This window comes from Bartonella sp. CL100XZDX (assembly GCF_042195375.1).
Taxonomy (GTDB): Bacteria; Pseudomonadota; Alphaproteobacteria; order Rhizobiales; family Rhizobiaceae; genus Bartonella.
In genome coordinates this window covers 1-25,778 of record NZ_JBHIOH010000021.1, presented here as the reverse complement: position 1 = coordinate 25,778, position 25,778 = coordinate 1, and the positions used below count along the sequence as shown (strand labels likewise).

Here is a 25,778-nt window from a genome sequence, read left to right as displayed (position 1 = left end):
GAGGTCTTCCCATGATCAACGTGACCAATCGTACCAATATTAACATGCGGTTTTGTTCGTTCAAACTTGCTCTTCGCCATTTGAGCTCTCCATTTTCCGTCCAAGCCAAGGACTAAGTTAAAAATTAATTACCAACCTGAAATTACGCGTATTTCTTTTGAATCTCCAAAGCAACAGCCGAAGGTACAGGCTCGTAATGATCAAACTGCATTGTATACTGCGCACGCCCCTGACTCATAGAGCGAAGAGTATTCACATAACCAAACATATTCGCCAAAGGAACCATTGCATTCACAACCGTTGCAATGCCGCGCGCTTCAGTTCCTGAAATCTGTCCCCGACGAGAATTGAGATCACCAATAACATCACCAACATAATCATCTGGTGTAACAACTTCCACCTTCATGATCGGTTCAAGAAGCTGTGCACCAGCCTTCTTTGCCCCATCACGAAAAGCCGCACGAGCCGCAATCTCAAAAGCCAAAACCGAAGAATCAACATCGTGATAACCACCATCAATGAGAGTCGCTTTTACACCAAGCATAGGAAAGCCCGCAAGAGGACCTGACCCCATAACACTCTCAATCCCCTTTTGGACGCCGGGAATATATTCTTTAGGAACAGCACCACCAACAATCTTTGACTCAAAAATAAAGTCATCACCATCATGAGGCTCAAAAACAATTTTCACACGAGCAAATTGACCGGCACCACCCGATTGCTTCTTATGCGTATAATCAATTTCCGCCATTTTAGTAATTGACTCACGATAAGCAACTTGAGGTTGCCCAACATTCGCTTCAACCTTAAACTCACGCCGCATACGGTCAACAATAATATCAAGATGAAGCTCACCCATTCCAGCTATAATAGTCTGACCAGATTCCTCATCCGATTTAACACGAAATGAAGGATCTTCGGCCGCTAGACGGTTAAGAGCAATACCCATTTTTTCTTGATCTGCTTTTGTTTTCGGCTCAATTGCAATCTCAATAACAGGCTCTGGAAATTCCATCCTCTCCAAAATAACAGGCTTCAAAGGATCACAAAGAGTATCCCCTGTTGTCGTCTCCTTAAGTCCTGCAAGAGCAACAATATCACCAGCAAAAGCTTCTTCAATATCCTCACGAGAATTTGAATGCATTTGAAGCATACGCCCCAAACGCTCTTTCTTCTTTTTCACAGTATTCTCAAGAGAAATACCTTTCTGAACTTTACCTGAGTAAATACGACAAAACGTCAATGAACCAACAAAAGGATCATTCATAATTTTAAAAGCAAGCATAGATAGCGGAGCATCATCAGAAGATTCGCGTGTCGTCTCAGCCTCAGTCTTTACATCAATACCCTTAATCGCCGGAATATCAACTGGAGAAGGAAGATAGGAAACAACAGCATCCAAAAGTGGCTGCACCCCCTTGTTTTTAAAAGCCGTACCACAAAGAACCGGATGAAACTGAACTTCTACTGTCCCCCTACGAATGAGAGAAACAAGCTGCTCGTTGGTTGGCATAACACCCTCTAAATAAGCCTCTGTCGCTGCTTCATCAACCTCCACAGCCATCTCAATCAATTTTTCGCGATATTCTTCAGCTTTCCCCTTTAAATCAGAGGGAATTTCACTTATCACCGCCGAGGCACCAATAGAACCATCCCACTTTAAAGCCTTCATTTCTACAAGATCAACAACACCTTCAAAGTCATTTTCAGCACCAATCGGCAACTGCAAAACAAGCGCTTTAGCACCCAACCGAGAACCAACCATCTCCACACTACGATAAAAGTCAGCTCCTATTTTGTCCATTTTATTAACAAAAACCATACGAGGCACGCGATATTTCTCAGCTTGCCGCCAAACAGTTTCCGTCTGAGGCTCCACACCAGCATTTGCATCCAACAAGGCTATTGCGCCATCAAGAACACGCAAAGAGCGCTCAACTTCAATCGTAAAATCAACGTGCCCTGGCGTATCAATAATATTAAAGCGACGCTTCCGACCGTCCTGCCCTTCCCAAAACGTCGTTGTCGCAGCAGACGTAATCGTAATACCGCGCTCCTGCTCCTGCTCCATCCAATCCATCGTAGAAGCACCATCATGGGTCTCGCCAATTTTATGATTCTTACCGGTATAGAACAGAATACGTTCAGTCATCGTAGTCTTACCAGCATCAATATGCGCCATAATACCAAAATTACGATAATCTTCAATTTTATATTCGCGAGCCATTATATTTGCCTTGTTTAAAACTTCTACCAGCGATAGTGAGAAAAAGCACGATTAGCTTCAGCCATACGATGAACATCTTCACGCTTTTTCACGGCAGAACCACGATTATTAGCCGCATCCATCAATTCACCAGATAAACGCTCAACCATCGTCGTTTCATTTCGACCACGCGCCGCCGCAATCAACCAACGAATAGCAAGAGCCTGACGACGATCAGGACGAACATCAATCGGAACTTGATAAGTAGCACCACCAACACGGCGTGAACGAACCTCAATATGAGGAGCAACATTCTCTAAGGCCCGATGAAATAGAGCCACAGGATCTGTTTTTACTCTTTTTTCTACAGAATCGAGTGCACCATAAACAATACGCTCTGCAACTGATTTTTTACCATCAAACATAATGGCATTCATAAATTTCATAATAACCAAATCACCAAATTTTGGATCTGGATTAATCTCACGCTTTTCTGCTCTATGACGACGGGACATTGGCTTTGTCTCTCAATATTATTTTGGACGCTTTGCGCCATACTTTGAACGACGCTGTTTACGATTCTTGACACCCTGGGTATCAAGCAAACCACGAATAATGTGATAACGAACTCCTGGCAAATCTTTTACACGACCACCACGAATCATCACAACAGAGTGCTCTTGAAGATTATGTCCCTCTCCAGGAATATAACCAATCACCTCAAATCCATTCGTCAAGCGAATTTTAGCAACTTTACGAAGAGCAGAATTAGGTTTCTTCGGCGTTGTTGTATAAACACGCGTACAAACACCACGCTTCTGCGGATTCGACTGCAGAGCAGGAACCTTATTACGTTTAACTGGCGCCACACGCGGCTTACGAATCAACTGATTTACGGTAGGCATGCAACCTTCCTCTTTTTGATCTATATTCTTCTCACCCAATCGGGCTTTTCTATTTTCATTTCCATCCACCCCAACAGAATCGGAACAGATATTTAAGTCTACACACAAAATCGGGCACACCTGCAAAAAACAGTTTACCCGACCATAAGCAGAGAAGGCAGTAGCCTTTTGCACTAGGATTTACTTTTAATCTTCTTAACACCTGTGAATAATCTTCCGGTTCATATCCAAAGTACCTGATTACACCCACATCGGCTATATCCATCTCTAATAGCGAGAACACGTACATTCGTCAAGAACTAAACAACAGAAAGTTTTTAAAAATGAAAATAAATTAAATTTTAAAGCTTTAAATTTGCTTTTACCGCTACTCTTGATAAATCAATTTACCATAAGTAATATCCCCTATAAATAAAAAAAAGTAGCGATATGACTGTAGTAAAACATAAATGCAGTAAATTGAATTGCATATTTGATATCTAATGATGAGCGCCATGAAAATAGCAACGTGGAATATTGCCGGGATAAAAGCACGACATGAAACATTATGTCAATGGCTGCAGCAAAGCCAGCCGGACATAGTCTGTTTACAGGAAATTAAAAGTATTGATGAAAATTTTCCACGCGATGCAATTGAAAGTTTAGGTTACCATATAGAAACACACGGACAAAAAAGTTTTAATGGCGTTGCGATTCTCTCTAAAAAAACACCAGATGAAGTGATCCGTCGATTACCAGGCAATGATAATGATAAACAAACACGTTACATTGAAGCAGTTTATTCAACAAACAAAGGTGTTGTTCGTGTTGTATCTCTCTATTTGCCAAATGGGAATCCTATTGAGAGTGAAAAATATTCCTATAAGATAGAATGGATGGAAAGATTATATACACATGCAAAATCATTGCTTGCGTATGAAGAACCCCTTATTCTAGCGGGTGATTATAATGTCATCCCCGCTCCATTAGATGCAAAAAAACCTCAAGAATGGTATCAAGATGCCTTATTTCTTGGAGAAACAAGAAAAGCATTCCGACGTATTCTTCATTTAGGTTTTTATGATGCTATCCGGAATGTCACCGATACTCCCTCCTTCAGTTTTTGGGATTTTCAGGCAGGTGCCTGGCCTAAGAATAATGGGATTCGCATTGATCATTTATTATTATCACCAGAAGCTGTTGATCAACTAATTTGCGCTCATAGCCAAGCAGAAGTAAGGGGATATCAAAAACCATCCGACCACGTTCCTGTTTGGATTCACCTTAATATCAATTAAGAAAGTACAATCCTCATTTCATGAGACAACAAAAAAAATCCACTCAAAAATAATAACTATGCTACAGCATATAAACAGTATATCTTAAGCAACTAAAATAAAAATAAATGAATGGAGGACATAAATGAAGAAATCATTGTTAATGCTTATTGCAGCAACGGCCATTGGATTCTCAAGTTTCGCACATGCTGAACATGATACTCTTGAAAAAATAAAACGAACAGGGGAAATTACTTTAGGTGTCCGTGAATCATCTGGTTTAGCCTACGCCCTTGGTAATAATAAATATGTAGGTTTTCATACAGAAATGGCAGAACGGATCATTGATGATATCTCAAAAAAAATTGGTAAACCAATTAAAATTCATTATCTTCCCATCACTTCTCAAAATAGAATTCCTCTCTTAAAAAATAAAACCTATGATTTTGAGTGCGGCTCAACAACACATGATCTTGCCCGCAGTAAAGAAGCAGCATTTGCTTATACGACATACATTGAGGAGGTTCGGATTGCTGTAAAGAAAAACTCTAACATTAAATCTCTTGAGGATTTAAATGGAAAAACAGTTGCAACGACCACCGGTACAACATCTGTTCAACTTATTCGTAAAAATAAACGTGCAAAAAACATTCAGTTTAAAGTTTTAAAGGGGAAAGATCACGGAGATAGTTTTTTGTTATTAGAATCTGGTAAGGCAGATGCTTTTGTCATGGACGCTTCAATTCTTGCTGGACATATTGCTAAATCAAAGAATCCATCTGATTATGTCATTCTTGATACTGTACTTTCAGTCGAACCTATTGCCTGTATGCTCAGATTAAATGACAAAAAATTTGAACAAACAATCAACGATAGTATCGTACGTCAGATTAAAGATGAATCACTGGAAAAGCTTTATAATAAGTGGTTTATGAAACCGATCCCACCTGCTAACACTGTTATGAACCTTCCCTTGTCAAAACAAACAAGATATGCTTGGGATCACCCAAATAATAAACCTCGAGAAAGCTACGCAGAAAAAGATTTATAGAATTTAATAAAAAAGAACCACACTCTTTTGAAATTGAGTGTGGTTTATATTTTAATTCACTTTTTAATAAATTTGGCCTATGTAGATGCGCTTGGTTTATTGCCCTATTTGTGAATGACTAATTTGAGGGAATATCAATTAATGGACTTTTCTTTCCTTTGTAGAGATGACCTTACTCAAACATTGGTAACAGGATGCTTGGGGACTCCCGGCGTGAGCCATACCTATTTAGATACACTTCTCGATGGCTTTAAAAATACGGTTATATTGTCTATCACTTCACTTATATTAGCTGTATTGTGTGGTGTTGTTATAGGAACAATGCGCACTTTACCCAAAACATCCATAACCAATTATATATTTCGCACTATCGGTACTATTTGGGTAGAGATTATGCGTAATATTCCCCTCCTTGTACAAGTGTTTTTGTGGTATTTTGTTGTTCCGAAGATTTATCCACCAGCGATGAATTTTTCCCCCATTCTCTTAATAACATGCGCATTGGGATTCTTTACATCTGCACGCATTGCAGAACAGGTTCGTTCAGGCATTGAAGCGATTCCTTCTGGACAACGCTATGCTGCTATGGCAATGGGGTTTACAACTTATCAAAGTTATCGCTATATTATACTACCACGTGCTATACGTGCAATTATGCCACCTCTTACTTCAGAAGCAATGGGCATTGTGAAAAATTCGTCTATAGCATTCGCCGTTTCAATAAATGAGCTCATGCAATTTCAATACCAAGCAATTGAAGAGGTAAGCCATGTTTACGAAAATTATTTACTTGTTACGGCTCTTTATATTCTAATAGCCTTATTCGTATTCATTGTGATGACAGTCATTGAACAAATACTCAAAATTCCTAATTTTCAAACAAAGGGAAATTGAATATGATGAATTTCATAAGCTCTCAGTTTGGACTTTATTCTCCTTTCAATTTTTCCGATTTTGATTTTTCCTTTTTTACCTTTGATGTATTTCGTTCTTACATTTTATCAGGTTTACTCTTTAGCGTTTTTCTAACTCTTTTTGCAACGGTGTTGGGGTTTGTTTTCGGTACGCTTTTAGCAATGATGCGCCTTTCTTCCATAAAACTTCTTTCTTGGTTTGCAATAGGTTACATAACAGCTATGCGTTCAATACCACTTGTGATGGTTATCTTATGGTTTTTCGTGCTTCTGCCTTTTTTAACCGGTATATCCATCGGTGCAAATAAATCAGCACTCATTACCTTTACCGCATTTGAAACGGCTTATTTTGCTGAGATTATGCGTGCTGGAATCAATTCAGTTCCGCAAGGACAAAAATATGCAGGACAAGCTCTTGGAATGACATATTGGCAAAGTATGTACATTGTCATTCTTCCTCAAGCCTTTAGAGATATGCTTCCAGTCTTTTTAACACAAGTTATTATCCTTTTTCAGGATACAACCCTTGTTTATGCCATCAGTGGTCATAGCCTTTTGAATGGTTTTGATATTGCTGCTAATAATTTTGGTGTAAAGCAAGAAGCTTATATCTTAGCAGCTATTTTCTATTTTGTTATCTGTTTTACACTGTCACAAATAGTTTTGTATTTACAAAAAAAAGTATCCATTATTCGCTAACAGGAAAAAAAATGTCTACTCATATGATCGAAATAAAAAATGTTTCTAATTGGTATGGCGAAATTAAAGTCCTTAAAAACTGTACAACCAACATTAATAAAGGAGAAGTCGTTGTCGTTTGTGGTCCATCAGGCTCCGGAAAGTCAACACTCATTAAAACTATTAACGCTCTCGTCCCTTTTCAAAAAGGTGAAATTTGGATTAATGGAATACCTGTTCATTCAAAAAAAACGAATCTGCCTAAATTGCGAAGTCAGGTAGGAATGGTGTTTCAACACTTCGAGCTTTTCCCCCATTTATCTGTCACAGAAAATTTGACAATTGCACAAATCAAAGTCCTAAAACGAAGCAAAAAAGAAGCACTTGAACGCGGATTGTTATATCTTGAACGCGTTGGACTCATTGAACACAAAGATAAATATCCTGGTCAACTTTCTGGAGGGCAACAACAACGTGTTGCTATTGCACGTGCCTTAACTATGGATCCACTTGTCATGCTTTTTGATGAACCAACATCTGCTCTAGATCCTGAAATGGTAGGTGAAGTACTCGATGTCATGATTAGCTTAGCAGAAGAAGGTATGACGATGATTTGTGTAACCCATGAAATGGGATTTGCACAAAAAGTCTCGGAGCGTGTTATTTTCATAGATCAAGGAACAATTCTTGAAGACTGCTCATCTAAAGAGTTCTTTTCTGATCCGCAAGCAAGAAAACCAAGAACGCAAGAATTTTTGTCTAAAATCCTAAGTCATTAGCCGTTAGATTATCAAAAAAAGCTATCTTTACTATGAACTTGTATACAAGGAAACAGAGTTTAATATAAGATGAGAGAATGTAAAAATATTACAATCAGATGTTTAAAAACTGTTATTCTTTAAAATCTCAGCAACCAGTGAAATTGCTGTACGTCTCTCAGATTCATTACAAAGAGCAAAAGCCTCTTCTTGCAAAGGGTGAATCCAATTTTTGTCTTTTACGTTAGCTTTTTCATAGGCAGCAGTTAACATTGCTGCCCCACGGACAATTTTTCCTTCTTTAAGCAGTATATTTCCAAGCATTGCTTGGGCGGAAGGATTTCCTTTTTTTGCTGAAAGTTGAAACCATCGTGCTGCTTGTATAAGATTTTTCTCCCTTCCCTCTCCCTTTAAAAATATTTTTCCTAAATGATACTGAGCTTTAGGATTTCCATAGTTTACCGCAGCCTGCATATAAAGATGAGCAGCATAAGAAGGATCAGGTTTCACAGGTGATTGAGGAATACCTTTTTTTATATATCCCGCAAGTTTAACCAATGCGTCAGAAACATAACTTTCATCCTCTGAACCAAGATCAGCACCTTTTTCAACAATATATGCAAAAAAATTATATGCCTTATAATCATTTTTAGAGACACCATCACCGTTTGCATAGATAGAGCCAAGTTTCCAATTCGCACCAATATGGCCTCTCTTAGCTGCACAACGTAATGCTGCAATAGCCTGATTTATATGCCCATTTTTATAAGCAGACATGCCACGTTTTAAAAAATAAAACGAACCATCATTCGCTTCTTGCAAGCTATTGACATCTATTACATAAACAGTCGAAAAGAATCCCCCTAAAATCACAACAATCGTGACTTTTTTCCATATCTGAAACCTATTAACCATTTCCCCCTACCTCAATTTTAATGATTATATCTGTTACGAATTTCTTTGTAGATATTTAAACTCTTTTTCTTAGTAAGAAGCATACGCAATTTTAAAGTAAAAATTTTAAAAGAAAAAACAAATAGATAAAAACCATCCAAAATGTTCGATAAAATTAAGTATCCATTTTTATATATAACAAATTGATTTTTAAATATAAATCATCATTCTATATTTTGTAACACATCCTTTAACATTCTAAGATTTATCGATCTTAAAATTTTATACGTATGAGCAAAAATCGTTCAATAAAATAACGTGCATTAAACAACAACTTGAGAACGAAGAGAATACATGATGAATGGTAAGCGTTTAAGTATAAAAAACAATACGAAAGATGGATAAATATAATGATGATAATTAACTTATAACTTCACGACTGCCTTACCACCTTAAGGATGAAGTTTTTTGTCTCCGTCAATCTATAAACAATACAGCTTTTTATTTAACGGATTGCACCTGACATCATTTCACATGGGGTTACTTCATACTTTACACACAAGTTCTACCTTAGAATACTCACCACTCATACAAAAAAATACCACATGTGTAATTTTACATACCTTATATTGCTACTCTAAATGATGATATTTTACAGTAATAAAGCAAGAAATTGATTTATAATTATAATTTCCTTTTTGCATGTTGAATGAGGCCCTCGAATATCGTAAGATTCTCTCATTCCAAACGTGCTCCATGTTAAATCAATCAAAATCATCCGCTTGCACATTACAAGCAGAGAAAGCTATGTGGATAAAAACTCTGTGTAAGAAAGAACTAAAAATGCCTCTTATGAACGGTCTTAAGTGCCAAGGGCTGTCCGGATTGGACAGAATGGTGCCGGCGCTTGTTACTTCACAAGCATAAAGAAGGGAAGCCCAATGGATTTACCGTTATACCATTCATGATCTACGTCGTGGAATAGGCTTGGACGCCTTAAAAGATGTCTCTTTAATGATAAACATAAAACAATGGATTTCAGTAGAGATTTTATGATCGTTCATGAAAAACTAACAAAAGAAAAAGTTGAAATCAATCTAACCGCTCTAAAGCAACAAATATTTTCTTCTGCGCTGCACGCAGTTCTACAACCCTGTTCCGCTCACGCTCAACAATTTCTGCTTTTGCATTTGCTATAAATTTGGGGTTGTTTAACTTAAGCGATATTTTTTCAATATCTTGTTCAATTTTACTGACATCCTTCCTCAAACGAACACGTTCAGCCTCCAAATCAATCAACTGTCCTAATGGTAAACAAAAAACAGCCTCTCCCAAAATCATTTGTGCTGATACTTCCGGAACTTTATCAGAGAAATCAATAACTTCAATACGCGCTAATTTTTTAAGAAGTGCATCATAACGCTTCACACGCTCTCGTGTTACTTCCCCTCCTTCAACAACAACAAGAGGTGCTTGTGTCGCCACTGGAATATTCATTTCAAAACGTACAGACCGAATCCCAGTGACGACATCAATAAGCCAATTAATATCATCAGCAGCTTCTTCATCTATCAATGTTTCCTCTGGCCATTTTGTCAATGCGAGCATATCCTCACGCTTGATGGCTTGCGTTTCTGTAAGAGACCACAACTCTTCCGTCATATAAGGCATAAAAGGATGAAGAAGTTTATAAACTTCATCTAAAACCCAAGCAGTACAAGCTTGAGCCTCATTTTTAGCATCTTCATTTTCCCCCTGAAAAATAGGTTTGAGAAGCTCCAAATACCAATCACATAATGTATTCCAAATGAAACGGTAAAGAGTGGCAGCTGACTCATTAAATTTATAGTGTTCAATACCAGTCGTAACTGCTGAAATTGTTTTAGATAACTCTGTTAAAATCCAACGATTAAGCGCCAGTTTTGCTTGTTCTGGTTTAAAAGCTGGATCATGCTTCACACCATTCATCTGTGCAAATCGGGTAGCATTCCACAATTTCGTAGCAAAATTACGATAACCAGCAATACGGGAAACATCAAGTTTTACATCACGACCTTGTGCTGCCATAATAGCTAAAGTAAATCGAAGTGCATCAGCACTATATTGATCAATAAGCTCTAAGGGATCAATAATATTTCCCTTTGATTTTGACATCTTTGCGCCCTTTTGATCCCGCACAAGAGCATGCACATAAACCGTTGGGAAAGGAACGTCACCCATAAAGTGAAGTCCCATCATCATCATACGAGCAACCCAGAAAAAAATAATATCAAATCCTGTCACAGATAAAGATGTTGGGTAAAAAGTAGATAATTCAGTCGTTTTATTTGGCCATCCTAATGTTGAAAAAGGCCAAAGAGCTGATGAAAACCACGTATCTAAAACATCCGGATCACGGATTAAGTCAACAACCTCACCATAATGAGCAAAAGCTGAATCTAAAGCCTCTTTTTCACTTTTTTCAACAAAAACCGCTCCATCAGGACCATACCAAGCAGGAATCTGATGTCCCCACCATAATTGGCGAGAAATGCACCAAGGTTGAATATTCTGCATCCAATTGAAGTAAGTCTTTTTCCAGTTATCGGGAACAAACTGCGTTTTTCCTTGTTGAACAGCCTCTATCGCTGGCTTTGCTAATTCAGCAGCATGAACATACCATTGATCTGTCAAAAAAGGCTCAATAGGGACACCACTGCGATCTCCATGAGGAACCATATGGGTATGATCATCAACAGAAGCTAAATATCCCTGTTCTTCCATCAAAGAAATAATCTTCTGGCGAGCAACAAAACGATCAGATTTATCGAGATTTTCTACTAACATTTTTAATTCATCTGATAAAATCAAACCATCGAAAAATGCTTCATTTTCACGAAGAAAAATTTCGGCTTTTTGGGTAAAAATATTGATCAAGCGTAAATGATTACGCTGTCCTACTTCAAAGTCATTAAAGTCATGAGCTGGTGTGATTTTTACAGCACCACTTCCAGCCTCAGGATCAGCATGGCTATCACCCACAATTAATAACCTACGACCAACAAGCGGCAAAAGAGCATTTTTACCGATAAGATTTTTATAACGCTCATCTTCAGGATTAACAGCAATTCCTGTATCACCAAGCATTGTTTCTGGTCGTGTTGTCGCCACTGTTATAAAAGTTGTAGCATCATTTGGATCAAAAGTTTTACCTTCAAGTGGATATCTAAAGTGCCACAAATGTCCTTGAACTTCTTTTTGCTCAACTTCAAGATCTGAAATAGCTGTCAACAATTTAGGATCCCAATTAACGAGACGCTTATCCCTATATATCAACCCTTGCTTATAAAGCGTGACAAAGACTTCACGAACCGCCTGCGACAACCCCTCATCCATTGTAAACCGCTCACGCGACCAATCACATGAAACCCCAAGGCGACGCAACTGGTTTGCAATAACGCCTCCAGTTTCATAACGCCATTCCCAAATACGCTCAATAAACTTTTCTCTCCCCATTTCTTGACGCGTTGGCTCTTGACGTTCTGCAAGTTGACGCTCCACAACCATTTGTGTAGCAATCCCAGCATGATCCATACCAGGCTGCCACAACACATTTCTGCCACGCATCCGCTGAAATCTAACTATTATATCTTGAATTGTCGTATTGAGCGCATGCCCCATATGAAGTGAGCCTGTAACATTAGGAGGTGGAAGCATAACGCAAAAAGGCTCTGCATCGCTTTTAGAACCAGCTCCCGCTTTAAAAGCCCCACGAGTCTCCCATCTCTTTGCAACCCGTTGCTCTATAGAGGAAGCATCATAGTTTTTTTCTAACATTCTATCCATCCATAACGCCGCTGAAAAACACAATATATGATCAAAACCTGATCAGAATCTCGTGAATCTCAGCCATTCACTAGAGAGCTCGCAAAATCGCAAACAAAATCCCCATAAAATGAAAAACATAAAAATAATTAAGACGATTTTTTAATCGCCTTCACAATCTCTTCACGCAAAATATCTTCCAGCAAAATAGGCAATTTAGACTGTAACCATTCTGCTATAGCCGGACGCAACACATCCTTTGCAATCTTTTCTGCAGAAGAAATACAATATGCAGACAATTCCACATGACCACCCCTTCCTGCATCTGACTGTGATTTCCTTATCTCATCTTCATATTCTTTTGCTTTATAAACAGAATTCCGTTCTTCAGAAGAAAGCTTCATCTTTTGCATATCCATACCAACTGTATTATTTTCTGCCTCTATATCCTCTTTCTCTTGCGTTATCTTCCCCCCTTGATTTTCAGATGAAAGACCAATACGATCAGCTAAAGCTTTCATAGCATCATCAACCGATAAGGCTGTATCATAAATACTCTCTGATGCAACTTCTGAAGCATTCACTGCAACATCTTCATTTAAAAAGTGATCAGATTGAACCGCATTTTCTTCGATTATTTCACGAATAGATGTTAAAATTTCATCCATACTTGGCTCACGTAACACGCTTGAACTCTGTACCATACTTTACAACCTCTCAAAGACGCAACAACAAATAGAATCATATTTTCAGTGTATGCAAAAGAATTATAAGATCAACATGCCTCCCACGATATTTTCAAATATGCTTGTCATAAAGAGGGCGCTACACACAGTTTTCTACACTTTATAAAGATAATATCTCGCCGCAATATTTTTTAACATATTCAACTGTTGATTTACTAATCTTTTAAAAACTAAAATAATTTAAGATTAAAGAGATACTTTTATACATTATCGGATATATTTAATTGTTTTTAAACCTAAATAACTTGCAGTCAATTTACCAATAGAAGATTGAACACTATAGCTCGCCACAACAGCATTACGCTCCGCCATTGCAAGCGCAATCTGAGCATTAATCAATAGAGTACGAGAATTTAAAACATCCAGCGTCGTTGCTTGCCCTACGCGATTTTCTTGAACACGACCTTTCAGAGCAATTTCAGCAGCACGAACACTTTCACGGTAAGCAATAACAGATGAGCGTGCACCCTCCAACTGAAACCAAGCAGAAGTCAGTGCTTGCCTCGTATTACTATGCGCCAAATCGAGTTGAAGCTGCGCCTGTCCAAGCTGTTCCCTTGATTGGCGAATTTGCGCAGACGTACGCCCTCCTTCAAAGATTGGGACACTTACTGACAATCCTACAGATTTAGAAACGCCATCTTCTCCAACCCCGCTGTAGATTCGATTATAAGATGCTGTTGCAGAAAAATCAACTTTAGGGAGCAATGCCCCTTCTTTCGCCTTTACATTATAAGCACTCGCATCAACTAAATATTTAGCATAAAGGATTGCTGGATGCATCACAACACTCATTTGGTAAGCCATATCAAGGTTGACGGGAAAATCATTGGCTATGGGTGGGCGTTTTAACTTTTCAGGATCAGAACCAATAACTTGTCGATACACTGCCTCTGCTGCTTTTACATCAGCACGAGCAAGACTCAGCTCTGAAACCGCCACGGAACGTGCAGCTTGAGCTTGGGCAAGATCAACATGCCCTCCTTCACCCACATCAAATTTTGCTTTATTGGAACGAACGTGTTCCTCAAGAGCTGCCAAATTTTCTCTCCGAAGATCGGCAACACGACGTGCGTGATAGACATTAGCATAAGCGGTCACCACCTCTAGAAACGTATTTTGTTCAACATTACGAAGATATTCACGCTGAGCCTGCAACTTAACTTGAGCTGAAGAAAAGATATTTTGCGTGATAAAACCATCAAATAATCTTTGATTTAATCTCACGCCTATAGATCCAGAAGTGACATAAGGACCTGTAAAAGACTTATTCCGCCCATAGTTCCCAACCCCCTCAACTTGTGGCAATAACCCTGATCGCGCAATGACAACATCATCACTGGATATACGCACAGCTGCACGTTCACTATTCAACTTAGCATTATATTTATAAGCCTTAGAAAAGGCATCCATCAATGTTTCAGCACAAACAGTCTCTGATAGTAAAACACTCAACACCAGTAATAAACATGCCTGAAACTTCTTGTTTATTCTAAACATAATACACACAATAACAAACCCCAAATAAATTACAAAATTATCTTTTATTCACAAAACAAACAAGCACTAAAACACAAAACCAGGTGTTTTGAAAAAACAAGGAAGAGGCTTTACAGCGAGATTAAAAGCACGACGAGCCGAGATGATCCCATCTTCTTTTATATAGATTTGTGCAACAGCAGCATTTCCATACCCTTCAACCACAACAAGACGTCCACAGTCTTTCATTTGATCAAAAATACCCTGAGGAATAAAATCAACAGATCCCTCAATGAAAATCACATCATAAGGTCCCTCAACAGCATATCCTTGCTCTAATGGACCATGAACGACAACCACATTATCACATTGATTACGTTCTAAAGCTTCAAGAGCACGTTCAAAGAGAGATTTATTACTTTCCAGCGCAATCACAGACCCTGCAAGTTTTGCAAGCAACGCTGCACAATAACCACTATTTGCACCAATATCTAAAACAACATCTGATGATTTTAAAGCGGCAAGCTGTAGTAATTTCGCTAGAGATGCAGGTTTCATCAAATAGCGTGCAGGAACCCCATCTTGCTCTGGACATAGAACAATATCGGTATCAAGATAACTTAACACTTTCATATCTTCCGATACAAAATCTTCACGAGACACCGTTAAAAAGGCTTCAAGAACTGATAAATCCGTTACATCGACTGTACGAATTTGATTGTCAACCATTTTGCGACGAAGCTCAGCAAAATCTGCAACCATAACGAATATTTTCTCCTAACCTACAAAAAACAAACCAAACAGCGACAATAAGGGATAAAGATCTCTTAAACTATGGGCATTACAAAAAAGGATGCTACAGTCAACAATTAGATTTTAACTGTATAATCTCTCATACAAAAGTGTCTTCACAAGAATAGAGGGAAATAATCTATTTTCCTATACCTCATCTCCCTTAAAAGCCGTTTCGTTTAAAATCGGCTGGAGGCCTCGCCCGGAATCGAACCGGGATACAAGGATTTGCAGTCCTCTGCGTAACCATTCCGCCACGAGGCCTCGTCAACAAACATAAAGGTTTCAATAAGGGAAGGCAACGCATCCGTCAAGGTGTAGAAATCTTCTCTCGCCTTTTTTCCTCTTATTACACAATTTATCATATTTTTTTAAAAAAAGTAATTTTATCCTTTGCAAATCAGTATTGCTTTGCTATAGCCTTTTCAAGCTATAGCCTTTTCAATTAAATGATTGGGCACCGTTCCCCGGTAGCTCAGCGGTAGAGCAACCGGCTGTTAACCGGTTGGTCGCTGGTTCGAATCCGGCCCGGGGAGCCACTTTATCTTTTCTATCACAAATAACTTATTGGTTTTCCAGGTGTTTTTTACAGTGAGGGATTCGTTAATAAAAGTAATGGAATAGGATTTTTGCAATAAAGTAGAAACGCAATATCCTACCGGATGTATTTTTTGCAATGAACGCAAAAAGCAATTGATTCATTTTAAAATAGCACAAATAAGATTACTTTTTTCAAACTACCGCGCCTTTATAAGAGAACACAGCAATTATTTGCATATTATAAATTACGATTTCTTTCATCAGAGATGAATTATTAAGCTCCATCAGCAATGAATCGCTCTCATATATTTTTTTCCAAAGAAAGAATGATTTGTACTCAATAAAGGAATTAAACTTAAAAGCCTGCTCATGAAGCAATCATTTTGAAAAATGAAAGAAACAACAATCAAGGTCATATATTATCTCCATACACCCCACATAACCTCCTCCCCATCCTAAAAGCAAAAAACATAAAACAAGTCTGTAAACACTCCGACGTCTTATCTAACAGGTTGTTCCTCCTGCTAACCACTTCAACGCTTTACAAACAACCTTACCTTGGATATTCATCACACTGTCATAAAAAATTTAATGCATAAAGTTTTGTAGACTTTATATCCTCCCAAACTAATAGTGTTTTACAGTAAAAACAAAGATAACGAGCTAAATTGTTGAGAATCCTGAGAAAGCCTTCAGAAATCATGACATTCTCGCTATTGTATTATGCAGTCACACGCTTTTTTAAAGAGATATCTCTTAAATCCCCCAAGCCTCTTTCACAGTGACTCCCGTAAATGGTAAAAATGAAATCGATTGATCAGCCCCATCTTTATTTATAATAAAAGCCATACCATCATACTATTTTCCAACTCTCAATCTTAGCACCCCCCCCTTGCCTTTGAAAGAGTTTATAAGAACATTTTATTTATTTCTCAAATGTCCATTTATACAATAATTTCACATATAACGTGCAAGTGAATACTTTTGATTGATCCGCATAAATAGCTTCAAAATGAAAAAAATTTTACGATATAATGAACTATTCAATATATAAAACAGTGAGTTATTATTAGACATCAATTTTTAAAATTAAAAGTCATCATTAAAGATAAAACACATCCTATATAAAAATAATTTTATATAAATAAAATCTACTTTTATTCCCATTTTAAAAAATGGGAATAAAGCAAATAAATAATTGCCTCTTACAATAATGATTTTTTAAAGATTTTCAAATAAATCCAAACAGTTAGAGGTTTTTATTTCTAAAAAATGAAAACCTCTAAAGGGTCTTCTTACTTTGACAAGAGTATTTTATAGCTCTTTTCAATTGAGAATAAATCAACAAAAGTAAAAAATCTCCTGTACATGATCTTTTTTCAAGACTTTATCTAAGCAGCCTTCTTAACTGATTTCCGAAAACGAAAAGTCTTTGCACGCTTTGCCACCGCTTTTGCTTTTTTATGCCTCTCATTTTGAGGTGAAGAATTCTTCCGCTGCAACTGTGCGGTATCATCTTTTCGACCTAAAAACTGTTTTTGACGTTTAGATTTTTTAAAACGGCGTTCCTTATCGTTTTCGTTTTCTTTACTTTCTCGCACAATTGGCTTTTCTGGAAACGCTGCAAATTGTTCTGGAACAGCCTCAGCCACCAATTTCATACGAATCAAGCGCTCTATAGCACGCAAGCGGGACCTTTCTATCTTCTCATCAAAAAGCGTAAGTGCTACACCAGATGCGCCATTACGTCCTGTACGACCAATACGATGTACATAACTTTCAGCTTCATCTGGTAAGTCGTAATTAATAACGTGACTTATCCCTGGTATATCAATACCGCGTGCAGCAATATCTGTTGCCACTAGGATCTGCACAGATCTTTCACGAAAAGCTTTTAAAGCAGACTGGCGAGCACCTTGTGATTTATTTCCATGAATTGTTGCGACTAAATATCCTATCTTTTCTAAACTACGTGTGACAGCATCTGCCCCATGTTTAGTTCGAGTAAAAACAATAACCGAATCAAAAGCTGGATTTGTCAAAAGTTTACTTAAAACATTCTTTTTTTCATTCGTAGGAACACAATATAATTTTTGGCAAATCTCTACAGCCGTAGTACCTTGAGGAACAACTTCAATTTTAACCGGATCATTGAGTAAACATTTTGCAAGCACAGCAATTTCTCTCGGCATTGTTGCAGAAAAGAGTGCTGTCTGACGCTCTTGATGCAAAAGCTTTGCAATTTGCTTAACATCATGAATAAACCCCATATCCAACATACGATCTGCTTCATCCAAAATCAAAAAACGAGATTGGGAAAGATCAACACACTTTTCACGAACAAGATCTCTCAAACGCCCTGGAGTCGCTATCAAAACATCCACACCTGCTTCCATACGTTTAATTTGTTTTAAACGTGATACGCCCCCAAAAATAAGACATGTTGAAAGATGTGCTCCTTTCGCCACAGTACGGATCGTTTCATCAATCTGAACAGCAAGTTCACGCGTTGGAGCTAAAATCAAAGCGCGTGCAGTTTTAGGACAGCGTTTATCACCCAAAGCCAAAATCTGACTTAAAATAGGTAAACCAAATGCCAAGGTTTTTCCAGAGCCTGTCTGAGCAACACCTAAAATATCGTGTCCTTTCAACATCACTGGAATAGCTTGTTCTTGTATAGGTTTAGGTTTACTCATCCCAGCAATGAGTAAATTTTTAATCAAAAGAGTAGGTAAACCTAACTTTGTAAAAACATTTTCTTCTTTTATAGGCAAAATAAAATCTTTCCTTAGCTGAAGAACTCAAAAGAAGTAACCATCTGAACTCTTCACTCAAGAATCCGCGCAAGAGAAATCCCTGACATTTTAAATGAAGCAACGCCTAAAAAGCGGCTTGCGCAACTTATGAACACCTTGAAATCAAGATAAAGGCGTATAAACTTCACTTTACAAAAAGCCAACAAACCAGCCTAAATGCCTTCATCTCTATTATCTTTGTATTATGATAAAAAAGCAAGAACTTTACGAAATACATTTATCATGAATAAAAACAATATTTAGATCGTTTACTTTTTGATGACTGTGTCCATCGGTAAATGTACCTTGATAAAATCAGGATAAATCTCGAGAAAAACTGGATTTTGTAAAGTTTTTTGACCGCCATAAATTAAATACCATTGGTTTTTATCAAAAATCGCCAAAGTTTTATATTGAATGATGCGATCCTTCATATCAAGAACTGTTGGAATTAAAGCATACAAAGTACCATTATCAGTTTGTAAATACTCTATATTTTCTTTATCTAAATAATAAGCACCAGAAGGCAACCCCTCAAATTTCCTATGCAACTGTTGAAGAAAATCACTACGTAAAGCACTCTCTGTTGTATTCAATCGATGTGCCATCTCTTTATAAAGCCGCTCAGGCATATAACGAGAAATAGACATAAAATCCCCATTTTTTATAGCATTATTGACATCAACAACGACTCTTGAAAGTTCAGCTTTTTGTACTATCGTTGGCTGAGATGCTAAACTCTGTTGATCAACAATCAAAAAGAAAAATAGACTCAGCACCGAATAAAAAATAGGTTTCATCATTATACTTCTTGTTTTAGTAAAATTTCAGTTTCTCAAATAACAAAATCAAATAACGTTTGATCATCAGTAATATCACGATAACGCCAACCTAACGTTTGAAATTTTTCCTCTAAAAGACAAAAATTACCGTATTTTTTTGTTTCAATCGCAACCAATACAGAACCAAAGTTTCTCGCTGATTTTTTAAGATATTCAAAACGCACAATATCATCATCTGGTGATAATGTGGAAAGAAAATGACGCAATGCACCAGGATGTTGCGGAAAACTAAAAATAAAATATTTTCTCAACCCTTGGAAACGTAAAGAACGCTCTTTAATTTCTGGCAAACGCTCAAAATCAAAATTACCTCCTGAAATAACGAGAAGAATTTTTTTCCCCTTTAACTCTTGAGGAGGAATACTGTTAAGCGCATCAATCGATAAAGCACCAGCCGGTTCAAGAACCACACCTTCCACATTAAGCATTTCAACCATCGTAGAACAAACGCGGTTTTCAGGAACCGTAATGACAGAATCAGCGGGAAATTTCTTTAGAATTGTATAGTTTAGTGCACCAATTTCAGCCACAGCAGCACCATCTACAAAAGTGTCAATGCTTTCAAGCTTAACGCGTTTTCCACTCTCCAAACAAGCAAGCAAACTTGCAGCTCTTTGCGGCTCAACAAAACGAATCTTTGTTTTCCAACCATATTCATGTAAAAACTTACTCACTCCACTTGCCAAACCACCCCCCCCTACCGGCACAATCATCAAATCTGGCTCACTTTCTCCATTGAGTTTTTTCCATTGTAAAGCAGCTTCACAAAGCACTGTTGCCTGCCCTGTAATAATGCGAATATCATCGAAAGGTGGAGCCATTACACCACCGCTCTCCACGACAAAGGATTGCGCAGCTTCATAACATTGATCAAATGTTTCACCAATCAAACGAATATCAATGAATTCTTTGCCAAAAATACGTGTTTTTTCAATTTTTTGTTGTGGCGTTGTCATGGGCATGAAAATCACGCCTTTACGTTTAAAATAACGACAAACAAAAGAAACCCCTTGCGCGTGATTCCCCGCTGAAGCGCAAACAAATGCAGAATCTGGTGATATACAGCTAAGCATTTCTGAAACAAAATTGAAAGCACCACGAATCTTATAAGACCGCACCGGTGTTAAATCTTCACGCTTTAAATAAATTTCTGCATCATACTTTTGACTAAGAAAATCATTTCTTTGAAGTGGTGTTTCAGCAAACACGTGATGCAATCCCACCATAGCTTTTGTGACGTCTTGAATAAATTGACTCATAACACTAATCATTTCACGCTTTATTTACATTATAAAAGCTTTTTCTATCGATAAAGGAAACTATTGTCAGTCAAAATTTCACTAAAAAATGAAAAATGTTTCTTTTGTCATTAATTCTTGATTCAATAAAAGATATAGCTTATGAGAGAACTCACATCGCGGACGTGATGAAAACGGTAAACATAGCAGACTTAAAATCTGCCGGTCGAAGACCTTGCGGGTTCAAGTCCCGCCGTCCGCACCATTGTATCTTAATCTCTCTTATTTTCCAATGATTTATTAAAAATCAACAAAATTAAACCACCTTTCGCAACTTTATTATAACGCTATCAGACGGTACAGCGATGATGCTAAAATACGAATCATTGCTGCTTTTTGAGGTACCTTTTTAGCACGTTGACCTCCTCCTTGTCTTTTAGGATGGAGAGGCAGTTAATCTTGATCTCCTCATCCTTGAGGATGAGGAAATGAGTCGTGTTTTTAACATTAAGCAGCTTTCACAACAGGGCTTGGTAAAATTCGCTTAGCTTCTGTTGTAACTGATTTGTAATGCTTAAGCTCTTCTTCGAAGTCATTTGCATCTAACAAACGCCTTATCATCAATCCTAATATTTCTCCAACACCAGCAGCACATTCACACTCTTAACAGGAGTAAGATAATATGAAGAAAAGCGAAATGGGTTAGAAATGACCGTGGCTGTCGTATCCCTGATGATTTCGAATCTGTTTATGATTTCGCAATTGAAGAGGGTTTGCCTCCAAAGCGTGTGAAAGTCGAAATGGCAAAATTTCGAGATTATTGGAAATCTAGAGCACGCAAGGATGCACGCAAAACGGATTGGAAAGCAACGTGGCGCAATTGGGTGCAAAAAGCTATCGAGGATTTAGGGAAAGGAAAAAACTATGGAAAATCACTCTCAAAGGCAAAAAAGCGTTGGTGAACGCATCTCAGACAGCACCCTTGATATCGGGTCTCGAGGTCACTTTAAAACACATTCACGAGATGATAGCTCCGGAGTTTCCTTTGGTTTTGAAGAGTGGCAGTGCATTGACACAACAGCAGGAAACGATTGCCTTAGATGCTTGTGATCAACTTCACGAATTGTTTTCAATAAAAGCGAGCAAAAAGAACATAGCTAAAGCAATTCGGATGCTTTCGTGTGGTTGAAAAATTTCGCAACAGGCAGATCATGAAGGTATGGCGCTTACCTATGAAATGGTTTTGGAAAGTGTTTCTGCGTGGTCACTGATAAAAACGATTAAACGGACTTTATGCGATGAGTTAGAAGGTTTATCGGATACGTTTTTTCCAAGCACTCGTGAATTCGTAAGATTATGTCGTGATTTGGAAAATAGTCTTTTGACGAAAGCCAATCTAGTACGCAAGGCTGTTTTGAACACCCGTGAAAAAAGGCTGAAAGAAAAGGCAATGAGAGAGAATTCAAGACCACTCACGTTGGTTGAAAAGCAAAAGCTTGAAGGGATTTTAAATGGTCTTGGGGGAACATTGAAAAACATTGCAGGTTAGTAAACTAGTGAAAATTGCTGATCGTTTTGTGATTGGATGTGCATTTAAATCGACAAAATGGCACCGTACAGAGCAATTTAAAGATTTTATGATAAAAAACCTATCATATAAAACGCTCTGTACGATCAAATTTGAGGCAAATAGACAAATTTGTAAAATTAGGATTAAAGCATGTTCATTTTAAAACATCTATTCTTAAAAAACCGTAAACAGCCCATGCGAAAGAGATTTGCTGCAACGGCGCTGGATATGCACTATGGGGGACGAAGCAGAGGAGTATTTTTACAACCTCTACGAATATGAAGACGGTACAAGAGAGTGTGAAAAGTTTGATGGTGGTCAGTATTACAAAACACCTAAGAATGCGGATTTTAGTACCAAAGCGTAAGTAAAAGCATGGGTTTACGATGGTACTATTCCGAAAAGCGTTCTCAATTACAAACCTCTTATAGACGAGATAAGCAGAGAGATAAAAAAATATTGACTTTATTCAGAGTATATTGCGTATTGCTCTAAATGCGCTTCTTAAACATTTTACACAAAAGTATAAAAAGCTATTGAATCATGGGCTTTATGTTATATTTTTATATAATATTAGAGAGGGCGTTTTATGCACACAACAAAATTACGTAAAGTTGGAGGATCAGTTATACTCTCTATACCGCCTGCATTGATTGATGTTCTTCATCTTACTGAAAATATGCAAGTGGGTTTGGTTATTGACAATGGATAATTGGTTGTGAAACCACAGATATCGCAAAATTACACTCTTGAAGAATTGTTAGCCCAATGTAATCCTTCAGACGATTTTGCGGATAAAGATGTAGAGTGGTTTGATGCTAAACCTGCTGGCAGAGAGCTCTTGTAATGAAGCGAGGTGAAATTTGGTTTGTATCGCTTGACCCAACTTCTGTTTGTGAGAAAAAAGGAACGCGTCCTGTACTGATTGTATCACCGGAGGCGTTTAATCGTTTAACAAAACACCCATTGTTTTGCCCATTACGAGTGGAGAAAATTTTGCTAGAACAGCAGATTTTGCTATTTCATTGGTAGGAACAGAGCTGCATACAACAGGTGTGATACGCTGCGACCAACCGCGTGCTTTAGATATAGTAGCGCGTAATGGAAAAAGAATGGAAACTATTCCATATATAATTATGGATGAAGTCTTAGCAAGGTTATCAACATTTCTTACTTGAATTTTTTCTACACTTTTTTATGTTTAAAAACACCAACTTTAGGTAAAAAGTAAAAAAGCATAAGATCATGATTTTTTCTGTTGACAATCGGCTAATCAATTTTTCACAGAATAAAAATCAATAATTGACTAATGATGTCATTAATTATGACTCAAAAAGAGCCATAATGAAAGCTGTCATCACTAAGCCAATGTGTGTTGTTGGCGACAATAAAAGCACTGTTCGCTTTGAACCATCAACACCCAATAATCCATTTGTTGAAGTTTCCAATCAAGTCTAGGCACGTCTCAAGCGCGCCAATGCTGCAAAACTTTTTGTTGAGGTCAAAACAACAGAAAAACCTGACAAGGCAGTTGAACAAATTAAGCAGATAAAACAAGAAGCAGCACAAACATCATCTGAACCAGTGACAGAGGAAATTCCACTCGAACAGCCAAAAGCATCTAAGGTCTCTCAATCATCAACACCTGCTCCCAAAAAGCCTTAGAAGTTGAAATTAAGTATCCACCCAAAATGGTACCTTCAACAGGTGAAGGATACCTTCACCAGTCTTCAAGCCCCTCGCCTTAATTGGTCCCCTTTCTGCGTAATGCTGTAAACACCTCTGCAAAACAAGTCGAACGCTTTGCAGAAAAGAAGATTTCTGATGCTACATCAGCCAAATCAAAGCGTGTTAAGCAAGGTGTTTATATTAAAGAAAAGGCGAGAGCAAGGTTTCTTGAGACAGATATCATTCGTTCTGGAACACCGATACTTCTTAAATTTTTTAAAGCAAAAGAACAAAACGCGGCGTGACTTACACAACTGTTTGAAAAAAAACAAATCTTACCCCATGCTTTTATCAAAGGTGAGAGTTTTCCAAAGCGTGTTGAGTTAAAAAAGCTGAATGGTAATGTTTTTCAAAGAGCGGATGGAGATCAATTCCCCATTGCAAAACAAGAGGGACCCTCAACTTCTGAGGTCATGTCAAAGCCAGAGATTGCAAGTGCTATTGTAAAAAAAGCCAATGAAAGACTAATCAAAAACATACAGTGCCGGCTTGCTTCTTCACAAACGTAAAGATGGAGGTGCTCAATGGATTTACCGTTATACCATTCATGGTCGTCGTCGCGAAATGGGCTTGGGTGCTTTAAGAGATGTTTCTTTAAAACAAGCCCGTGAATTGGCAACTGGATGGCGTTCTGTTTTACGTGAGGGGCGTGACCCCATTAAAGAACGTAATAAACAAAAACGTGAGGCAATAAGCAATCTTCATTATTTAAAAGATATTGCTCTAGATGCTTTTGAAAGTCGTAAAGCTGAATTAAAAGGAGATGGGAAAAATGGACATTGGTTTTCTCCTTTGCGGCTTTACATTCTCCCTAAATTAGGTTGTCTGCCCGTTTCAGAAATTACACAAACAGAGATACGCAATACCCTCGCTCCCATTTGGCATACAAAAGCTGGAACAGCTCAGACAGCATTGATACGTCTTAATCTTTGTCTCAAACACGCGGCTGCATTAGGTTTGGATGTTGATTTACAAGCAACAGAAAAAGCAAAAGCTCTCTTAGGTAAACAACGCCATAAGGTCACTAATAGACCAGCCATGGATTGGAAAGATGTGCCGGCTTTTTATAAAACACTTTGTGAAGCATCAACCATAACACAACTGGCTTTGCGGCTGCTTATCCTTACAGGGGTTCGTAGCAATCCCTTATGTCATATTCATAAAGATCAAGTTGAGGGGGATATATGGACTATCCCTGCTGAAAATATGAAAGGCAAGCGTGATATGACAACAGAATTTCGCGTCCCTTTATCAACAGAGGCATTAGAAATCTTAAAACAAGCGCGTCTGCTTTCTCGCAATGATTTTTTCTTTTCTGTAACCGGTCGGGGTCCCCTCGCTGCACGCTGTATGTCACAATATATGCAACAGACTGGACTAAACGCCTGCCCCCATGGATTTCGCTCTAGTTTACGCAATTGGCTTGCTGAAACAACCGATGCCCCCTATGAGGTCGCTGAAACTATTTTAGCTCATACGGTCGGCGGTAAAGTAGAACGTGCCTATCGTCGTACTGACTATCTAGAACAGCGCCGTGTCTATATGGATAAATGGGCGGCTTATGTCACGGGTCAATCTTAAG

At 37.9% G+C, this 25,778-nt stretch carries 20 protein-coding genes, 3 tRNA genes and 6 pseudogenes; 16 read left to right on the top strand and 13 right to left on the bottom strand.

What is annotated here, in order from left to right; genetic code table 11:
* The 4 genes and pseudogenes from ACFILU_RS02200 to rpsL all read right to left on the bottom strand — a co-directional run.
* Positions 1 to 80, bottom strand: a pseudogene (locus tag ACFILU_RS02200) (elongation factor Tu); the annotation flags it as partial.
* 62 nt (positions 81 to 142) lie between these two features.
* A complete protein-coding gene (gene fusA, locus ACFILU_RS02195; protein ID WP_375674546.1) occupies positions 143 to 2,227 on the bottom strand; it encodes an elongation factor G in 2,085 nt (694 codons plus the stop codon).
* Between the two features lie 23 nt (positions 2,228 to 2,250).
* Entirely contained in the window at positions 2,251 to 2,721 is a 471-nt protein-coding gene (gene rpsG / locus ACFILU_RS02190) for a 30S ribosomal protein S7 (RefSeq protein WP_273791452.1), read from the bottom strand.
* An 18-nt stretch (positions 2,722 to 2,739) separates the two neighbouring features.
* Positions 2,740 to 3,111 carry a 30S ribosomal protein S12 gene (gene rpsL / locus ACFILU_RS02185; RefSeq protein ID WP_005773262.1) on the bottom strand — a complete coding sequence of 124 codons (372 nt, stop codon included), beginning with the start codon at positions 3,109 to 3,111 and terminating at the stop codon, positions 2,740 to 2,742.
* Between the two features lie 494 nt (positions 3,112 to 3,605).
* On the opposite strand from rpsL, the gene xth reads away from it, so the two are divergent.
* From xth to ACFILU_RS02160, 5 genes are all read left to right on the top strand, one after another.
* Positions 3,606 to 4,388 (top strand): exodeoxyribonuclease III, encoded by a 783-nt coding sequence (gene xth / locus ACFILU_RS02180; protein WP_375674544.1) that lies wholly within the window; start codon positions 3,606 to 3,608, stop codon positions 4,386 to 4,388.
* A 124-nt stretch (positions 4,389 to 4,512) separates the two neighbouring features.
* Positions 4,513 to 5,418, top strand: a complete 906-nt coding sequence (locus tag ACFILU_RS02175; protein ID WP_375631472.1) for a transporter substrate-binding domain-containing protein — start codon at positions 4,513 to 4,515, stop codon at positions 5,416 to 5,418.
* Between the two features lie 141 nt (positions 5,419 to 5,559).
* A complete protein-coding gene (locus ACFILU_RS02170) occupies positions 5,560 to 6,312 on the top strand; it encodes an amino acid ABC transporter permease (RefSeq protein ID WP_375674542.1) in 753 nt (250 codons plus the stop codon).
* Positions 6,313 to 6,314: 2 nt separating this feature from the next.
* Complete coding sequence (locus ACFILU_RS02165; protein ID WP_273791448.1) at positions 6,315 to 7,031, top strand: amino acid ABC transporter permease; 717 nt, start codon at positions 6,315 to 6,317, stop codon at positions 7,029 to 7,031.
* Between the two features lie 11 nt (positions 7,032 to 7,042).
* Complete coding sequence (locus ACFILU_RS02160; RefSeq protein ID WP_273791447.1) at positions 7,043 to 7,789, top strand: amino acid ABC transporter ATP-binding protein; 747 nt, start codon at positions 7,043 to 7,045, stop codon at positions 7,787 to 7,789.
* A 102-nt stretch (positions 7,790 to 7,891) separates the two neighbouring features.
* Here ACFILU_RS02160 and ACFILU_RS02155 read toward each other — a convergent pair whose 3' ends face one another.
* The 6 genes from ACFILU_RS02155 to ACFILU_RS02130 all read right to left on the bottom strand — a co-directional run bounded on the left by ACFILU_RS02155 (position 7,892) and on the right by ACFILU_RS02130 (position 15,747).
* A complete protein-coding gene (locus tag ACFILU_RS02155) occupies positions 7,892 to 8,683 on the bottom strand; it encodes a tetratricopeptide repeat protein (protein ID WP_375631473.1) in 792 nt (263 codons plus the stop codon).
* A gap of 1,071 nt (positions 8,684 to 9,754) precedes the next feature.
* Positions 9,755 to 12,478: a valine--tRNA ligase gene (locus ACFILU_RS02150; RefSeq protein ID WP_375674541.1), complete on the bottom strand. Its 2,724-nt coding sequence runs from the start codon at positions 12,476 to 12,478 to the stop codon at positions 9,755 to 9,757.
* Positions 12,479 to 12,615: 137 nt separating this feature from the next.
* Positions 12,616 to 13,170 (bottom strand): DUF2497 domain-containing protein, encoded by a 555-nt coding sequence (locus ACFILU_RS02145; RefSeq protein ID WP_375674540.1) that lies wholly within the window; start codon positions 13,168 to 13,170, stop codon positions 12,616 to 12,618.
* 249 nt (positions 13,171 to 13,419) lie between these two features.
* Positions 13,420 to 14,712 (bottom strand): TolC family outer membrane protein, encoded by a 1,293-nt coding sequence (locus ACFILU_RS02140; protein ID WP_375674538.1) that lies wholly within the window; start codon positions 14,710 to 14,712, stop codon positions 13,420 to 13,422.
* A 66-nt stretch (positions 14,713 to 14,778) separates the two neighbouring features.
* Positions 14,779 to 15,453, bottom strand: coding sequence for a protein-L-isoaspartate O-methyltransferase (locus ACFILU_RS02135; protein WP_273791442.1), 675 nt, complete (start codon positions 15,451 to 15,453; stop codon positions 14,779 to 14,781).
* Positions 15,454 to 15,673: 220 nt separating this feature from the next.
* Positions 15,674 to 15,747, bottom strand: a tRNA-Cys gene (locus ACFILU_RS02130).
* 200 nt (positions 15,748 to 15,947) lie between these two features.
* Between ACFILU_RS02130 and ACFILU_RS02125 the strand changes: the two genes are divergently transcribed.
* Positions 15,948 to 16,022, top strand: a tRNA-Asn gene (locus tag ACFILU_RS02125).
* A 1,392-nt stretch (positions 16,023 to 17,414) separates the two neighbouring features.
* Here ACFILU_RS02125 and ACFILU_RS02120 read toward each other — a convergent pair.
* From ACFILU_RS02120 to ilvA, 3 genes are all read right to left on the bottom strand, one after another.
* Positions 17,415 to 18,797 (bottom strand): DEAD/DEAH box helicase, encoded by a 1,383-nt coding sequence (locus ACFILU_RS02120; RefSeq protein WP_273791441.1) that lies wholly within the window; start codon positions 18,795 to 18,797, stop codon positions 17,415 to 17,417.
* Between the two features lie 290 nt (positions 18,798 to 19,087).
* A complete protein-coding gene (locus ACFILU_RS02115; protein WP_375674548.1) occupies positions 19,088 to 19,618 on the bottom strand; it encodes a hypothetical protein in 531 nt (176 codons plus the stop codon).
* A gap of 35 nt (positions 19,619 to 19,653) precedes the next feature.
* A complete protein-coding gene (gene ilvA, locus ACFILU_RS02110; RefSeq protein ID WP_273791440.1) occupies positions 19,654 to 20,931 on the bottom strand; it encodes a threonine ammonia-lyase IlvA in 1,278 nt (425 codons plus the stop codon).
* 146 nt (positions 20,932 to 21,077) lie between these two features.
* Here ilvA and ACFILU_RS02105 point away from each other — a divergent pair.
* The 10 genes and pseudogenes from ACFILU_RS02105 to ACFILU_RS02060 all read left to right on the top strand — a co-directional run bounded on the left by ACFILU_RS02105 (position 21,078) and on the right by ACFILU_RS02060 (position 25,777).
* Positions 21,078 to 21,163 (top strand) — tRNA-Leu (locus ACFILU_RS02105).
* Positions 21,164 to 21,698: 535 nt separating this feature from the next.
* Positions 21,699 to 21,860, top strand: a complete 162-nt coding sequence (locus ACFILU_RS02100; protein WP_342753378.1) for a hypothetical protein — start codon at positions 21,699 to 21,701, stop codon at positions 21,858 to 21,860.
* Positions 21,857 to 22,087 carry a hypothetical protein gene (locus ACFILU_RS02095; protein ID WP_375674537.1) on the top strand — a complete coding sequence of 77 codons (231 nt, stop codon included), beginning with the start codon at positions 21,857 to 21,859 and terminating at the stop codon, positions 22,085 to 22,087. Before ACFILU_RS02100 ends, ACFILU_RS02095 begins: the two co-directional genes overlap by 4 nt.
* 30 nt (positions 22,088 to 22,117) lie before the next feature.
* A complete protein-coding gene (locus ACFILU_RS02090; RefSeq protein WP_375674535.1) occupies positions 22,118 to 22,447 on the top strand; it encodes a hypothetical protein in 330 nt (109 codons plus the stop codon).
* Positions 22,448 to 22,618: 171 nt separating this feature from the next.
* Positions 22,619 to 22,931, top strand: a pseudogene (locus ACFILU_RS02085) (hypothetical protein).
* A 126-nt stretch (positions 22,932 to 23,057) separates the two neighbouring features.
* Positions 23,058 to 23,315 (top strand): annotated as a pseudogene (locus tag ACFILU_RS02080) (AbrB/MazE/SpoVT family DNA-binding domain-containing protein).
* Positions 23,315 to 23,646: pseudogene (locus ACFILU_RS02075) on the top strand (type II toxin-antitoxin system PemK/MazF family toxin). The pseudogenes ACFILU_RS02080 and ACFILU_RS02075 overlap by 1 nt, the downstream one beginning before the upstream one ends.
* Positions 23,647 to 23,812: 166 nt before the next feature.
* Positions 23,813 to 24,133 (top strand): annotated as a pseudogene (locus ACFILU_RS02070) (hypothetical protein).
* 3 nt (positions 24,134 to 24,136) lie between these two features.
* Positions 24,137 to 24,705 (top strand): annotated as a pseudogene (locus tag ACFILU_RS02065) (hypothetical protein).
* Positions 24,686 to 25,777, top strand: a complete 1,092-nt coding sequence (locus ACFILU_RS02060; RefSeq protein ID WP_375674533.1) for a tyrosine-type recombinase/integrase — start codon at positions 24,686 to 24,688, stop codon at positions 25,775 to 25,777. Before ACFILU_RS02065 ends, ACFILU_RS02060 begins: the two are co-directional and overlap by 20 nt.
* Position 25,778: the final 1 nt, after the last annotated feature.

Coding starts and splice junctions, on each gene's coding strand:
- rpsL (WP_005773262.1), bottom strand. CDS start 3,111: ATGCCTACCGTAAATCAGTTGATTCGTAAGCCGCGTGTGGCGCCAGTT.
- ACFILU_RS02135 (WP_273791442.1), bottom strand. CDS start 15,453: ATGGTTGCAGATTTTGCTGAGCTTCGTCGCAAAATGGTTGACAATCAA.
- ACFILU_RS02100 (WP_342753378.1), top strand. CDS start 21,699: ATGGCAAAATTTCGAGATTATTGGAAATCTAGAGCACGCAAGGATGCA.
- ACFILU_RS02090 (WP_375674535.1), top strand. CDS start 22,118: ATGGCGCTTACCTATGAAATGGTTTTGGAAAGTGTTTCTGCGTGGTCA.
- ACFILU_RS02140 (WP_375674538.1), bottom strand. CDS start 14,712: ATGTTTAGAATAAACAAGAAGTTTCAGGCATGTTTATTACTGGTGTTG.
- ACFILU_RS02155 (WP_375631473.1), bottom strand. CDS start 8,683: ATGGTTAATAGGTTTCAGATATGGAAAAAAGTCACGATTGTTGTGATT.
- ACFILU_RS02145 (WP_375674540.1), bottom strand. CDS start 13,170: ATGGTACAGAGTTCAAGCGTGTTACGTGAGCCAAGTATGGATGAAATT.
- ACFILU_RS02160 (WP_273791447.1), top strand. CDS start 7,043: ATGTCTACTCATATGATCGAAATAAAAAATGTTTCTAATTGGTATGGC.
- ACFILU_RS02175 (WP_375631472.1), top strand. CDS start 4,513: ATGAAGAAATCATTGTTAATGCTTATTGCAGCAACGGCCATTGGATTC.
- ACFILU_RS02150 (WP_375674541.1), bottom strand. CDS start 12,478: ATGTTAGAAAAAAACTATGATGCTTCCTCTATAGAGCAACGGGTTGCA.
- ACFILU_RS02115 (WP_375674548.1), bottom strand. CDS start 19,618: ATGAAACCTATTTTTTATTCGGTGCTGAGTCTATTTTTCTTTTTGATT.
- xth (WP_375674544.1), top strand. CDS start 3,606: ATGAAAATAGCAACGTGGAATATTGCCGGGATAAAAGCACGACATGAA.
- rpsG (WP_273791452.1), bottom strand. CDS start 2,721: ATGTCCCGTCGTCATAGAGCAGAAAAGCGTGAGATTAATCCAGATCCA.
- fusA (WP_375674546.1), bottom strand. CDS start 2,227: ATGGCTCGCGAATATAAAATTGAAGATTATCGTAATTTTGGTATTATG.
- ACFILU_RS02165 (WP_273791448.1), top strand. CDS start 6,315: ATGATGAATTTCATAAGCTCTCAGTTTGGACTTTATTCTCCTTTCAAT.
- ilvA (WP_273791440.1), bottom strand. CDS start 20,931: ATGATTAGTGTTATGAGTCAATTTATTCAAGACGTCACAAAAGCTATG.
- ACFILU_RS02170 (WP_375674542.1), top strand. CDS start 5,560: ATGGACTTTTCTTTCCTTTGTAGAGATGACCTTACTCAAACATTGGTA.